Source organism: Oscillospiraceae bacterium (genome assembly GCA_035353335.1).
Classification (GTDB): Bacteria; Bacillota; Clostridia; order Oscillospirales; family JAKOTC01; genus DAOPZJ01.
Genome location: DAOPZJ010000003.1, coordinates 22,948 through 36,795 on the forward strand (window position 1 = coordinate 22,948; position 13,848 = coordinate 36,795).

Here is a 13,848-nt window from a genome sequence, read left to right on the forward strand (position 1 = left end):
ATAACAGGGATTTCCGCGAATTCGCTTTATACGTAATCTTATCTCTCGTGAGTATATTTAAATCCGTTTATAAAGTTCCTGATATTGCTTTGCCGACTTCCCCCATGAGTTGTCGCAGGACGCGGTGTATTTGCGCAGCTGATTCCAGTTCTTTTTATCGGCGTAGAGCTTCAGCGCGTCATCGAGCGTATTCAGCAACTCGTCTCCGTGGTACCGGCCCATCACAAAACCGTTTCCGCTGCCGAGGCGGCAGTCGGTGACGGTGTCTTTCAGTCCGCCGACCGGGTTGACAATCGGCACGCATGCATACCGCATCGCGATCATCTGTGAGAGCCCGCACGGCTCGGTTGCCGACGGCATTAAAAACAGATCTGAACCTGCGTAGATTTTTCTTGCAAGCGACCCGTTGAACCCGAAGTATACCCCGACTCTGCCCGGATATTTGACGCGCATCCGCTCAAAGAAATCGGTGTAGCTCTGTTCGCCCGACCCGAGCAGCACAAAGCGGACGTCCCGTTCCATCATCCGCTCGAAGACCTCGCAGACCACATCAAGCCCCTTGAGTCCCACGAGCCGTGTGACCATTGCTATAATCGGGGTCTCAGGTTTCTCTTCAAGGCCGAATTCGATTTCAAGCGCGGCCTTGTCATAAGTTTTCCCGCGCAGATTTTCGGCGGTGAAGTTGGATTTGATTTCAGCGTCGGTCTCGGGGTCATAAAATTCATAGTCGATGCCGTTGACGATGCCGAATAGTTTGCCCGCATTGCTGCGCATGATATTATCGAGTCCGTAAGCAAATTGCGGTGTCTGAATCTCCTCCGCATAAGTCGGGCTGACCGTGGTCAGCGCGCTGCAGCAGACGATGCCGCCCTTCATAAAGTTTAACTGCCCGTTGAATTCGAGAATCGGCAGCATGCGCTCGTCCATTCCTAACAAATCGCCGAGGTGATAGGGGTTGCATAACCCCTGATAATTGATGTTATGGATTGTGAACACAATACGCACCCGGTCAAACAGCGGAGTATCCCGGTACATAGCGTTGATGTAGACCGGGATCAGAGCGGTATGCCAGTCGTTGACGTGTATCACCTGTACCCGAAGTTCGAGGTTCAGCAGCATACAGATCACGGCTTTGGAAAAAAACGCGAACCGCTCGCCGTCATCGTCGTAGCCATAGGGCCTGTCCCGCTTAAAATAATATTCATTGTCGATAAAGTAATAATCGACTCCGTCTTTTTGCAGTAAAAAGATCCCGCAGTATTGGCTGCGCCAGGCGAGCTTGACGTTGAAGTTCATTAAAAAGGTCATCTGATCCCGCCAGGCCTGTCCGATCATGCCGTATAACGGTGAAACGACCGAGACGCTCTCACCCAATTTCACAAGTTCTTTCGGCAGTGAGCCGGCCACATCTCCGAGTCCGCCCGACTGGGAAAACGGAGCGACCTCCGAAGCGGCATAAAGTATATTCATGATGCACTCCTTTCGCACATGGATCGGTTTATCATCGTGTAGGGGTCGGCATCCCTGACGCCCCGTTAATATGCGAACTTGGGGACGGTTGCCCGCCGGGTCGTCAAGGATGCCGACCCCTACAACGCACCGTCACACAACTCCGTTCTTCGGCACAAACAGCGGATTCTCCGCGCATCCGACCAAAACGCGCCCGTCGGTGATAAAAGCGTTTTTATCGGTGATGATGCCCGTGATATCCGCGCCGTCTCCGACTGTACAGCCCTGCATCAGAATACAGTCCTTAACTTTCGCGTTTTTGCCGACCGTGACACCCCGGAACAGAATCGAATCACTGACCGAGCCCTCGATCCGGCAGCCGTCGGCGACCATCGTGTTCGAAACCTCGGCGGCGAGCCCGTAACTCGCGGGCATCTCGTCACGCACTTTGGTGTAGACGGGTTGATTGTTGAACAGTTCATCGCGCACCTGCTTTTTTAAGAGCGCCATATTCGCGTCGTAAAATTCCCTCATGGAGCCGATGCGCAGCGCGGTTCCCGGAACTTCATAAGCGTGAAGTTTGATCTCGCCGATCACTTTTTGCTGTAAAATTTCGCGCTCAAAGTGTGAGATGCCGCGCCCCTGCGTTTTGTCGATCAGCCAAATCAAAAATTTCTTGCTCATAAACATCACGTTGAGTCCGCAGTTATATTCGCCCTCTGTGTTGGGATCGAGCCTGATGCCCGTAATCCCGCCGTTTTTATCAAGATCATAGGTCACCGTATCAAACAATCCATCACCGGAAAGGTACATCTTCCGGCAGCAGCAGGTAATGTCCGCGCCGCTCTCCATATGTTTTTCCGCCAGCCTGCGAATATCCACATTGAAGACAAAATTGCAGTCGCTCAGCACAAACCAATCCACCGGCGCATGAAGAATAAAATCGCGGGCGGAAATCATGGCCTCGACCCTGCCGCGGTACATACCGGAACTCGCGAGCGCGTAAGGCGGGATGATAACAAGCCCGCTGCGTTTGCGCGAAAGGTCCCAGTCGCGGCCGCTGCGCAGGTGGTCCATCAGCGATTTATAATTGCTTTTGGTGATCACGCCGACGGCGGTGATATCTGCGTTGACCATACTGGAGAGAGGGAAATCGATCAGCCGGTATCTGCCTCCGAACGGAATTGAGCCGCAGCTTCGCATAGCGGTCAGTTCGCCGACGTTCTTTTCGTGCATATTGGAAAAAATGATGCCGCCGATGTTCGCACTCATTTGGATTCACCGTCCTTCATATCGCTGTCGACGATAACCTTCGGCGCAACCGTGCATCCGCTTCCGATTTTAATTCCCGGCCCGACAACCGAAATACCCCAGGTTTCGCGGCACTCAGTGCATTCCGGCCTCTGGCCGACGACGCTGGCCTCGCCGATCACAGCGTTTTCGCCTATAATTGCATACTGCACCCGAGCGCCCGTTTTTATTTTCGCACCGCTCATCACAATGCTGTCGTAAACCTGCGCGCCGTCCTCGATGGTCACGCCGGAAAACACGACCGAAAAGTCGAGGTCGCCCGAAATTTCACAGCCCTCGCTGACGAGTGAATTTTGTACCGCGCTGCCGGTCGAGATATAGTGCGGCGGCTTTACGGGGTTTCGGAAATAAATTTTCCACGACGGGTCGGATAAGTCAATAGGCCTTGCCGGATTCAGCAGATCCATATTGGCCTCCCACAAGCTGTCGATTGTACCGACATCCTTCCAGTAACCGATGAACGGATAGGCGAACATGCGTTCTTTCGCAGCGAGCATTTTCGGGATGATGTCCTTACCGAAATCGTTGCTGCTCTTCGAATCGGCCTCGTCTTCAATAAGGTATCTTTTCAGCTTTTCGAAATTAAAAATATAGACGCCCATGCTGGCTTTATTGGACTTGGGGTTTTTGGGTTTTTCTTCGAATTCATAAATTTTGCCGTCCGGTTCGGTGTTCATGATGCCAAATCGGCTTGCTTCGTCGATCGGCACCTCAAGCACCGCGATCGTGCAGGCGGCGGCGTTTTTCATATGTTCTGCGAGCATCCCGAAATAGTCCATTTTATAGATGTGGTCACCCGATAAGATCACGACATTTTCGGGCTGATACTCTTCAATAAACGCAAGATTCTGATAAATGGCGTTCGCCGTGCCTTTGTACCACTCGCTGCCTCTGCTGCGCTGGTACGGCGGAAGAATATGGACGCCGCCGTTCAATCGGTCGAGGTCCCAGGGCAGCCCGTTTCCGATGTAGCGGTTGAGTTCAAGCGGTTGATACTGCGTCAGGACGCCGACCGTATCAATGCCCGAGTTGACGCAGTTAGAAAGGGTAAAATCGATAATGCGGTATTTTCCCCCGAATCCGACCGCGGGCTTTGCCATATCCCGGGTCAAAACCTGCAAACGGCTTCCCTGGCCGCCGGCGAGAAGCATTGCAATCCAGTCCTTTTTACCCATCCAAATCTTCCTTTCGTTTGGCTTTAAAACGCTATATAATTCAGTCCGTTTCTCCCGGTTCGAAAAACAACGCAGAAAGCGGCGGAAGCTGCAGCGAAACGGAATTCCCGAAGCCGTGCATCGGAGTACTGTCGGCTTTAACGATGCCGTTTTGCCTGCCCGAACCGAAAAACCGCTCGTCATCGGTATTCAGTACCTCGCGGTAATAATCCGCCTTCGGGACACCGATTCGGTAGTCCTCATGCGCAACACCAGCAAAATTAAAGACGCATACCAACTGTTTTTCCTTGTCTTTTCGTATAAACGAGATTACATTATTTTGGCTGTCGTCGGCCGCGATCCATTGAAAACCCTCCCAGCCGCAGTCGTCTCTCCAGAGCGCCGAACGGCTCAGATAGAACTCGTCGAGCGCGGCTTTATAACCGTGCAGTTTCTTGTGCGACTCAAAATCGAGCATGAACCATTCTAATTCTGAGGCATAGTCCCACTCGCGAAACGGTCCGTATTCGCAGCCCATGAACATCAGCTTTTTACCCGGATGCGCCATCATATAGGCCATAAATAACCGGATATTCGCGAATTTCTGGAGATAGTCGCCGGGCATCTTGTCAAGCAGCGACTTCTTGCCGTGCACCACTTCGTCGTGCGAAACCGGCAGAATGAATCGCTCGGAAAACGCGTACATCATTGAAAAAGTCAGTTTGTTGTGGCTGCCCGAGCGGAAGTACGGGTCGGTCTCCATATAAGACAGCGTGTCGTTCATCCAGCCCATATTCCATTTGAACGAGAACCCGAGTCCGCCGTCGGCAATGTCGTGGCTGACTTTCGGAAAACTCGTGGACTCTTCGGCAATCATCATCGTGCCCGGATAAGTCCCGAGAACGTACCCGTTCATCGCGCGCAAAAGCGCCATTGCCTCGAGGTTTTCTCTGCCGCCGAAGATGTTCGGCATCCAGTCCTTACGCCCGTAATCAAGATACAGCATTGCGCTGACAGCGTCGACCCGGATCCCGTCGAAATGGTAGAGGTTGATCCAGTAATCGACGCTCGACACCAAAAAGCTGATGACTTCATTCCGCCCGTAGTCAAAATAATGCGTCCCCCATTCGGGGCTCTCGCGTTTGCGGGGATCGGCATATTCATAGCAGAAATCCCCGTCGAATTGATAAAGGCCGTAATCGTCTTTCGGAAAGTGAGCGCCGACCCAGTCCATGATCACACCGACGCCGGCTTTGTGGCAGCGGTCGACGAATTCCATCAGTTCGGGCGGCTCTCCGTAGCGTGAGGAGGGCGAAAAATAACCGGTGGTCTGATACCCCCAGGACATGTCAAGGGGATATTCAGCCAGCGGCATGAATTCGATATGGGTATACCCCATTTTTTTGACATATGGAATCAGTTCGTCAGCGAGTTTTTTGTAGGAGAAGTGGCTGCCGTCGGAGTATTGGCGCCAAGACCCCGCGTGCACCTCATAGATATTCAACGGAGAGGTAAAAATATTCCGCTTCTTATGATTTTCACGCCGCTTCATCCAGACCGAATCGCTCCATTGGTAGGTATTGTCGAGCGGATAAAATTTAGAAGCTGTGCCCGGGCGAGTCTGGGAATGGAACGCATACGGATCGGCCTTGAGCACGGCATTGCCGCTTTGAGAGGTGATCCGGTATTTATAACAATCGAATTTTTGAACGCCGTTTATGTAGCGCTCCCATACGCCGTCGCTTATTTTCTCCATTTTGTCGGCGTCGGGAGACCAGTTATTAAAATCACCGCAGACCGATACGGCTGAGGCATTGGGAACCCAGACACGAAAGACCGCACTGTCGTTCGATAGGTGCGCTCCCAAGAACTCATATGCCCGAAATTCGCAGCCGGCATGAAAATCGGTCAAACGCGCTGTCAGTTCCGCTTTCCCGTTTCCCATCGCCGTCCGCTCCTTCCTATCTCTGCAATTTATTCCAATATACCATTTAAAATGGTATTTTGCAAGAGCGGCTAAGCCGCCGGGCGTTTTGCGAGCGCCTCGGTCTCGGCAAGCATTGTATCCGCGAACAGGCCGTAACCGCGCGTCGGGTTATTGACGAACACATGCGTTACCGCGCCGATCAGCTTGCCGTTTTGCAAAATCGGGCTGCCGCTCATGCCCTGTACGATGCCGCCGGTCAATTCGAGCAGTTTTGGATCGGTGACCTCGATGATCAGATTGCGGCCCTCCGCTTTCTCACCCATGTCGATTTTTATAATGTTGATTTCAAACTGCTGCGGTCCCTTTTCGTCAACCGCAGTGATGATCGTCGCTCTGCCCGTTTCAATCTCCTGCCGCATCGCGACCTTGACCGCTTCGCCGTCAGGTCGGTCGTAGAGCTTGCCGTAGACACCGTAACTGCTGTTTTTCTCCAAAGAGCCGATGGTGTCGTTTAAAATGGTGCCGACGAGTTCGCCGGGTGTGCCCGCTTCCCCCTTTACGATGCCGGTAATTTTGGCTGAGGCGATCTCGCCGCCCGAGATCGGCAGCACTTTTCCGCTTTCAAAATCGCTGATGGCATGGCCGAGTCCCGCGTAAATGCCGTCCGCAGGGCGGTAAAAAGTCATCGTGCCGATCCCTGCGCCGCTGTCACGCACCCACATGCCCGACCGGTATTTGCCGTCCTCCGCTTTTTCCGGAACAAGTGTCATCTCCAGCGTTTTTCCGTCGCGCAGCACTTTCAGCCGCAGTTTTTTACCGCTGCAGTTTTCGATGATACGTGCAAGTTCTTTTGCGTCAGCCGGCTTTTTGCTGTCTATCTCCAATATGGAATCTCCGGGCAAAAGCCCTGATTTGGAAGCAGGGGTTTCAGCTCCGTTTTCACCGACGCTGACCACGACGACGCCCTCGGTTTTAAGGCGGATCCCGAACGCATCCCCTACCGCGACCACGGCGTCGTCATCGACGATGCGCACATCGACTGATTTAACCGGCACAATTCCGAACATCAATTCCGCTTTGTAACCCGAACCGGCTGCCAATGCAGTCACCGCAGTGTCGGTTTTGAGCGCGAGCCGCCCGTCAGAAAACGGCGAGCCGCCTGCAGTTATATAGAACACATCGGGATATGACCCCGTGCAATAGCAAATTACGCAAATCAACGCAAACACCGCCAATCCGGCCGCACCCGCTAATTTCCGAATAATTTTTTTCGCGTTCGAATTTTTCATATTAAAAATTGTCCCCTAATAAATCCCGGGGACATCCTTCCATCCCTTTATTGCGGCCGTTTCGCCTTGCGCCCGCACTCCTATTCTCGGCTGCGCCCTTCGGAATATAAGTGAAAATATTTGATAAATTTCATCCCTTTTATAGATTTTTGAATGCTGCCGTGGTATAATAACGCTTACGGTAACTTTTTGGATTTCGGGTTGAAAAAAATTTGAAAAATCACACGTTTGCAATGAATTTCAATCCGATGAGAAAGGATGTCTGCCTTCATGCCAGAGATAAAACCGGAACAGATCGCCGATGCGGTCTCGTTTACCGCGATTGATAATAATTTTTTCAAGACGGTCCGTATTTCCGTCAATTTCGTTCTCCCGCTCTCAAAGGCAACCGCCGCACCAAACGCGGTACTGCCTTTTATTTTGTGCCGCGGAAAGGATTTTACAGCTACCAAACGCCGACTGGAAAATCTTTTCGGCGCGCAGCTGAATCCGCGTGTTCAAAAAGTCGCCGACCGGCAGGTGCTGTCGATCGATCTCGAGTTGGTCAAGTCGGAATACGCAAAAAAAGACCTGCTTCCCGAGGCGGCCGAACTCCTGTGCGAACTGATCACCGATCCGCCCGCAAGCCGCGGCGCGTTTTTAAAAAAAGATACCGAAGCCGAAAAGCAGAACGTCTGCGGCTTGATTTTGGCTGAGCAAAACGACAAGCGCACGCTGGCCGTCAAACGCTGCACCGCAATCATGTTCGACGGCGAACCCTATGGGTTGGATAAATACGGAGAACTGGACCAGTTTACCGCTCTCGACGGCAAAACCCTTTATAAAGCCTGGCAAAATATGCTCAAAACAGCTGTTGTCGAGATCATCTTTATCGGCACTGCCGGCGCGGAGGAAGTCAAAAAGATCTTTGTCAAATACCTCGGCGGTAAGCGTGAACCGGTCTCTTTCGGCGCCGTTCAAAAACCCAACCCCTGCGAGGAATACGGCGAAGTCGAGGAGCGCATGAACATCACGCAGGCCAAGCTGATCATGGGCTATCGCACTACCGACATTTTGCCCGGTGATTTGAGGGCGTTCGAGGTCATGCGCTCGCTGTTCGGCGGTTCGACGACTTCCAAACTATTCTCCAACGTCCGCGAAAAACTCAGTTTGTGTTATTACTGCTCTGCTTCCTATAACAAATTCTTAGGGCTTCTGATGGTAGACAGCGGCGTTCTCGAGGAAAACGTCCGAAAAGCCCGCGAATCCATCGATGCCCAACTGAAAGCTATCGGAGACGGCGATTTTACAGATGCCGATATTGAGGGCGCGAAGCTCTATCTGCAAAATATCTACCGCTCGACCGAGGGGTCCCTGCAGCAGCTCTCGGCTTATTGGCTGTCCGAGATTCTGGCCGGTACGATGCGCTCCCCGAACGGCGCCGCCGATTCGTTCGACGCCGTGACCCGGGATCAGGTCATCGCCGCGGCAAAAAGCTGTTGGCTTGACACGGTCTATCTGCTGGCCGGCCAAAAGGAGAAGACAGAATGATCTACCAAAGTAAAATATTAAACGAGACCACCGAGATCCTCAGCCACCATAGCGGCCTGACGGTGATTTTATGCCAAAAACCGGGCGCAGTGAGTAACTATGCGGGTTTCTGCGCCAAATACGGTTCGATTGATACCCGATTCAAATTAAAAACCGATGACAGTTATACCGAGATCGTCGACGGGGTCGCGCATTTTTTGGAGCACAAGCTCTTCGAGAGTGAGCAGGGCGACGCATTTACGCTGTTCGCGAAGACCGGAGCGAGCGCCAACGCCGCGACTTCGTTTGATAAAACCAATTATTATTTCACCACGACCCGAAATTTTTACGAAGCTTTAAAGATCTTGCTCGACTTCGTCACTCACCCTTATTTCACCGATCAGACCATCGCCAAAGAACAAGGAATAATCGGCCAGGAAATCAAGATGTATGATGACATGCCGGGTTGGCGGGTCTATTTCAACTTCCTGGGCGCACTCTATCATAACAGCGCCGTTAAAATCGACATCGGCGGCAGCATCGAGAGCATTTCCAAAATAACGCCTGTTCTGCTCAATAAAATTTATTCGTCTTTTTATTCGCTGCGTAATATGGCTCTCGTCGTCGCGGGTGATTTCGAGCGTGAAAAAGTGCTCTCCCTGTGCGACGAACGTCTCTCGTACGCGCCTGAGATTGAAATTGTGAGAAACGAAAAACCCGAGCCGCCCGAACTTGTTAAAAACTTTGTCAACCAGCAGCTCGAAGTCGTCATGCCGTTGTTTCAGTGCGGCTATAAACTGCGCAAACCGACCGCCAAAGAGGAACCCGTCTATTTCGCGGCAGGCGAGTCGCTCTGCGAACTCGCCATCGGTGAGGGCTCGGCGCTCTACCGGGAGCTTTATGACTCCGGTCTGATCAATTCCAATTTCGGCGGCGGCCTCGATGACAGCCGCGGGCATTGCTGCCTGATTTTCGGGGGTGAAAGCCCTGCCCCCGAGACAGTCGCCGAAAAGATCAAAGCCGCTTTTACCGACCTTTCAAAGGGCATCTCCGACGAGGACTTTTCGCGTATCAAATCCAAGCTCTGCGGCCGGATACTCAACAGCTACAATACCCCCATCGGCGCGGGCCGAATCGCCAACGAGGCCTTTTTCTCCGGTGTCGCGCCGTTTGCGCACGCCGAAGCCTATTTCGGCTTAAAAAAGTCCGACCTCGAATCAATGCTTGCCAATGAAATCGATAATGGCTGTTTCGCGCTTTCAACCGTCACCGGCTTTGAAAAGCAATAAATTCAGCACCCTCCCCACACAAAGCTCCTATACAATACCTCACCATGAACGGCATCACATCGCAAGACCGGTCTGATGAGAAAGGATGTTCTTTTTATGTCCGAATACTGGTATTCGTTCCCGAATCTCGGAATCACCTTCAATATGAATCCGGTCGCTTTCACTCTCGGCTCCTTCGATATTAAATGGAGCTTGATTTTTGCCGTCATCGCGGTCATGATCGGATTTTATCTCTATTTTAAGGCGGTTTCAAAGCAAAAACTCGAAAAAAAACCAACCGCGTTCATCACGGCGGTAACAGTGTTCTTTGCCCTCGTCGGGGCACGGCTTGTCTTCATTATCCCGGCGAATCTCGCCGCAATGGACCAGATGTATTATGAATCGGGCAACTACCCCGACTCCGGATTTTACAATACCTTCTTTAAGATGATCGCATTTTTTGACGGAACCTACGGCGGCATGAACCTTTTCGGCGGTTTGATTTTCGGTTTGATCGCACTCGCAATCATCTGTAAAATGCTGAAAAGTCCGCTGCCGAAATATTTAGACAGCATCGTTTACGCGCTTCCTGCTTCCATTGCGGTTTACTCTCTCGGCTACATAACCGATCAGACCTCTTTCGGCAGGCACACCAATTCCTTGCTTGCCGTCAACAGCGCAGTTATAGAAAAATGGGTTGATGTCATGCGCCTGAACGATATTGCACGCGGCGGCGCTGCCATCGGGCCGAACGTCAAGTGGATTGTCGGAAATCCGGTCGCGCCTACCCCGGTCTATGAGATTTTGGGCTGTATAGCGGTCATCCTCATCGTATATTTGATTTCGAAATACATGTTGTTTATCGGAGAAAAATTCCTTTGGTCACTTGGCCTTTATTCGCTCGTACGCGCTTTCACAGAAAACACACGCATTGATGCCGCACTTTTTTGGAATATGCGCATCAACGTAATGTTTTCCGTGATAGCGGTTTTGGTTTGTGCCATCCTGATCACGGTCATCCGCTGGCAGGTCAGAGAAGGCAAACTGAACCATATCTCACTTTACGTTGATCCCCGTAAAAACAACGGCTTTGAAAACGACACTTTTGTCCAAAAAGTCTATAAGCATGAAGTTGATGCCGCCCCTGATGAAACCGTCGCCGAAGGCCCCGGCGAGGCAGATACAGTCTCCGGTGATACCGGTAATTCGACTCTCGGCGAAGCCGATTCCTTATCCCGACAACCATCTCCCGAACCCGAGACCCCGGAGGGCAAGGGGCAGGTCTGGACGGCGGATGACCCGGGCGGAAATGACGAAAAAAGCGAAACCGACAGCAAATAAACTATCAACGGAGGAAAACGATGGCGATTCTCATTGACGGAAAAGCGCTTGCCGCAAAAGTGAAAGACGAAGTAGCCGAAGATGCGGCTCTGCTGCGGGAAAGAGGGATTGTCCCCTGCCTGACAGTAATTTTAGTCGGCGAGGACTCCGGCTCTCAAATTTATGTGCGCAACAAAAAGAAGGCCTGCGAAGAAAACGGCATCGCTTCGCGATCTTTCGAGCTTCCCGAAAACACTTCCGAAAGCCGGATCTTGGAACTCGTCTCCGAACTGAACGCCGACCCGACGGTCGACGGCATTTTGATCCAGCAGCCGCTTCCGAAACACCTCGACCCGGTCAGGTTGATGGAATCGGTAGATCCGAAAAAAGATGTCGATTGCCTGACCTATGACAGCTGCGGGCGGCTAATGTCGGGCAGGCCGTATTTTCTGCCCTGTACGCCTGCAGGCATCATGCGGATGCTGCTCGAATATAACATCTCGGTCTCAGGGAAGAATTGCGTCGTCGTCGGAAGAAGCGGAATCGTCGGCCGACCGATGGCGATGATGCTGCTCTGGCAAAACGGCACGGTGACGGTGTGCCATTCCAAAACCAAAGATCTCGCCGCCGAGTGCCGCCGCGCCGATATTTTAATTGTGGCCACCGGCAAACGCGATCTCGTCACCGCAGATATGGTCAAAGACGGCTGCGTCGTCATCGACGTCGGAATGAACCGCGACGAAAACGGCAAACTGCACGGCGACGTAGACTTTGTAAATGTCGAGAAAAAGGCTTATGCAATCACGCCCGTACCCGGAGGCGTCGGCCCGATGACTATCGCGATGCTCTTGAAAAACACGATCTCCGCCGCCAAAATGCGTTCGGAACAGAAAAAACAATAAAAAGAGAGGGTGCCTTTGAAGATGAAAAAAACAAGGGTTGTTTTTGCGCTTTTTTTAACGCTTCTGATACTTGCCGGCTGCGCGGCTCCTTCGATTTCCCCGTCCTCCTCGGCTTCAATGCCTGCGGCACCGATCCCAGCGGTCGCAGATAACCCCGCATCGATCACCATCACCAATCAGAAATTTTTCGACGGCGCCGACAGCACGCAAAAAGCTGAATGGCTGACGACGCTCGGTCAAAGTGCCCCTGCTCTGAACATCGGTTCTCTCACACTGGGTGAAAGCGCCTATATCGAAACAATTGTGGATAAAGCGAAAAATAAATCCCTCAGCGGCTTTGTCTATGTTGACAACTATTCCGACCTGTGGAAACTGGTCGACGCGGGCGTGGTCGTCCCGCTCGGCCAATATGTCAAAGACAGCGAAATCTGGGCAGCTCTGCCGGAAAACTTTAAAGCCGCGCTGACTGCCAACGGCTCGGTTTGGGGCATTCCCGCCGACGGCGAATATGTGTTGCCCTGGGTGCGCAGTTACCGCGCCGAATGGCTCGCAGAACTCGATCGCGCCATCCCGGAGAACACCGACGATTTGAAATCTCTGCTGGCTCTGCTCGCAGAGCATGAGGAGGCCGGGATTTACTCCGTCAACGCTGCCGGACTCGCGGACATCTTTGCGGCTTTCGACGCGCCGCTTTCCTACGGCGGTCCGATCGGGTACAACGAGGCCTATTCCGGCATCGTCGACTCCATGCTGACTGACGGCGCAAAAAGCGCTCTTTCCTACCTGCGCGACCTGTACCGGATGGGCGCGATCAACAGCGATTTTCTCACGACAAACTATGACGAACTTGCCAAGGTCATGACCAAGGGTACCGCCGCAAGTACATATTATCCGCTCGGCGGCGCAAAATTGAATTTCGGAGCCACGCTGTCCAAGGAGACGCCTTATCAGGTCTATACCGAATCCGCCGGTGGTCTTAATGGGAAAGGCACTCCGATTACCGTCAAGGGAGGGGCATATTGCCTGCTCACAAACAGCGCCCAACCGCTCGAGACCACCCGGTATTTGCTCAAAATGCTGTGGGGCAGCGAGAGTAATTGGCTTGCCTGCAGCGTCGGCATCACGGGCTATACCAAGACCGAGAGCGGCTTGGTCCTCGATTACGCCGACAGCAAATACACCCTGATCCCGCGCCCGAATCTCTGCGGAACACTGCCCGGCATGTTCGAAGCCAAGACCTATCTGCGGTTTTATACCGATACTCCCGCGGCTGATAAAGAACTCGCGCAGGTAGCTTCCCAGCATTATTACACGATGATCACCGAGGGACTTGCGAACGGTGATTTCTATTTCCGCCATCCGCTTCTCACCGGCATTACATCGGCGACTTATTCCGAAAAGGCGGACGCGTTCAGCACGGCATTTGTCCAATTGCTGAAATCGGCCGTCACAGACCCGAATACCACGGTTGAAAATGCGCTGAGCATTTATAAACAAACCGTAGGAGCATTGGGCGGCGATAAGGTTCTGACCGAAGCCAACGCCGCGCTCGGCGTTTACCCGGCTCAAACCTATATTCCCACAGCAGCTTCCTCCGCATCCTCCGGTACATCCAAAGCTGCGTCATCCGCTTTATCATCATCCGTAACTTCAACCGCTGCCTCTTCGGCAACCTCCGCCGCCTCTCCCGCTGCTTCTTCGAGACCCTAAAGACATAAT

At 52.6% G+C, this 13,848-nt stretch carries 10 protein-coding genes; 5 read left to right on the forward strand and 5 right to left on the reverse strand.

Going from position 1 to position 13,848, the window contains the following annotated elements; all coding sequences use genetic code 11:
- Window positions 1-57: 57 nt before the first annotated feature.
- The 5 genes from glgA to spoIVB form a co-directional block, all read right to left on the reverse strand.
- The gene (gene glgA, locus PKH29_01275; GenBank protein HNX13468.1) at window positions 58-1,470 is read right to left on the reverse strand and encodes a glycogen synthase GlgA; all 1,413 of its coding nucleotides are present in this window, start codon (window positions 1,468-1,470) and stop codon (window positions 58-60) included.
- A gap of 132 nt (window positions 1,471-1,602) precedes the next feature.
- Window positions 1,603-2,721 (reverse strand): glucose-1-phosphate adenylyltransferase subunit GlgD, encoded by a 1,119-nt coding sequence (gene glgD / locus PKH29_01280; protein HNX13469.1) that lies wholly within the window; start codon window positions 2,719-2,721, stop codon window positions 1,603-1,605.
- The gene (locus PKH29_01285; protein ID HNX13470.1) at window positions 2,718-3,935 is read right to left on the reverse strand and encodes a glucose-1-phosphate adenylyltransferase; all 1,218 of its coding nucleotides are present in this window, start codon (window positions 3,933-3,935) and stop codon (window positions 2,718-2,720) included. The genes glgD and PKH29_01285 overlap by 4 nt, the downstream gene beginning before the upstream one ends.
- Window positions 3,936-3,975: 40 nt before the next feature.
- A complete protein-coding gene (gene glgB, locus PKH29_01290) occupies window positions 3,976-5,859 on the reverse strand; it encodes a 1,4-alpha-glucan branching protein GlgB (protein ID HNX13471.1) in 1,884 nt (627 codons plus the stop codon).
- A 71-nt stretch (window positions 5,860-5,930) separates the two neighbouring features.
- Complete coding sequence (gene spoIVB / locus PKH29_01295) at window positions 5,931-7,130, reverse strand: SpoIVB peptidase (protein HNX13472.1); 1,200 nt, start codon at window positions 7,128-7,130, stop codon at window positions 5,931-5,933.
- 270 nt (window positions 7,131-7,400) lie between these two features.
- On the opposite strand from spoIVB, the gene PKH29_01300 reads away from it, so the two are divergent.
- The 5 genes from PKH29_01300 to PKH29_01320 all read left to right on the forward strand — a co-directional run bounded on the left by PKH29_01300 (window position 7,401) and on the right by PKH29_01320 (window position 13,839).
- Window positions 7,401-8,660 carry an insulinase family protein gene (locus PKH29_01300; GenBank protein ID HNX13473.1) on the forward strand — a complete coding sequence of 420 codons (1,260 nt, stop codon included), beginning with the start codon at window positions 7,401-7,403 and terminating at the stop codon, window positions 8,658-8,660.
- Entirely contained in the window at window positions 8,657-9,928 is a 1,272-nt protein-coding gene (locus tag PKH29_01305; GenBank protein HNX13474.1) for a pitrilysin family protein, read from the forward strand. The genes PKH29_01300 and PKH29_01305 overlap by 4 nt, the downstream gene beginning before the upstream one ends.
- 96 nt (window positions 9,929-10,024) lie before the next feature.
- Entirely contained in the window at window positions 10,025-11,248 is a 1,224-nt protein-coding gene (locus tag PKH29_01310; protein HNX13475.1) for a prolipoprotein diacylglyceryl transferase, read from the forward strand.
- A 20-nt stretch (window positions 11,249-11,268) separates the two neighbouring features.
- The gene (gene folD / locus PKH29_01315) at window positions 11,269-12,129 is read left to right on the forward strand and encodes a bifunctional methylenetetrahydrofolate dehydrogenase/methenyltetrahydrofolate cyclohydrolase FolD (protein ID HNX13476.1); all 861 of its coding nucleotides are present in this window, start codon (window positions 11,269-11,271) and stop codon (window positions 12,127-12,129) included.
- 21 nt (window positions 12,130-12,150) lie between these two features.
- The gene (locus tag PKH29_01320) at window positions 12,151-13,839 is read left to right on the forward strand and encodes a hypothetical protein (protein HNX13477.1); all 1,689 of its coding nucleotides are present in this window, start codon (window positions 12,151-12,153) and stop codon (window positions 13,837-13,839) included.
- The last annotated feature ends 9 nt before the right edge of the window (window positions 13,840-13,848 follow it).

Bases quoted from the DNA above. Each gene is read 5' to 3' on its own strand.
- glgA (HNX13468.1), bottom strand. From the start codon at position 1,470: ATGAATATACTTTATGCCGCTTCGGAGGTCGCTCCGTTTTCCCAGTCG.
- glgD (HNX13469.1), bottom strand. From the start codon at position 2,721: ATGAGTGCGAACATCGGCGGCATCATTTTTTCCAATATGCACGAAAAG.
- PKH29_01285 (HNX13470.1), bottom strand. From the start codon at position 3,935: ATGGGTAAAAAGGACTGGATTGCAATGCTTCTCGCCGGCGGCCAGGGA.
- glgB (HNX13471.1), bottom strand. From the start codon at position 5,859: ATGGGAAACGGGAAAGCGGAACTGACAGCGCGTTTGACCGATTTTCAT.
- spoIVB (HNX13472.1), bottom strand. From the start codon at position 7,130: ATGAAAAATTCGAACGCGAAAAAAATTATTCGGAAATTAGCGGGTGCG.
- PKH29_01300 (HNX13473.1), top strand. From the start codon at position 7,401: ATGCCAGAGATAAAACCGGAACAGATCGCCGATGCGGTCTCGTTTACC.
- PKH29_01305 (HNX13474.1), top strand. From the start codon at position 8,657: ATGATCTACCAAAGTAAAATATTAAACGAGACCACCGAGATCCTCAGC.
- PKH29_01310 (HNX13475.1), top strand. From the start codon at position 10,025: ATGTCCGAATACTGGTATTCGTTCCCGAATCTCGGAATCACCTTCAAT.
- folD (HNX13476.1), top strand. From the start codon at position 11,269: ATGGCGATTCTCATTGACGGAAAAGCGCTTGCCGCAAAAGTGAAAGAC.
- PKH29_01320 (HNX13477.1), top strand. From the start codon at position 12,151: ATGAAAAAAACAAGGGTTGTTTTTGCGCTTTTTTTAACGCTTCTGATA.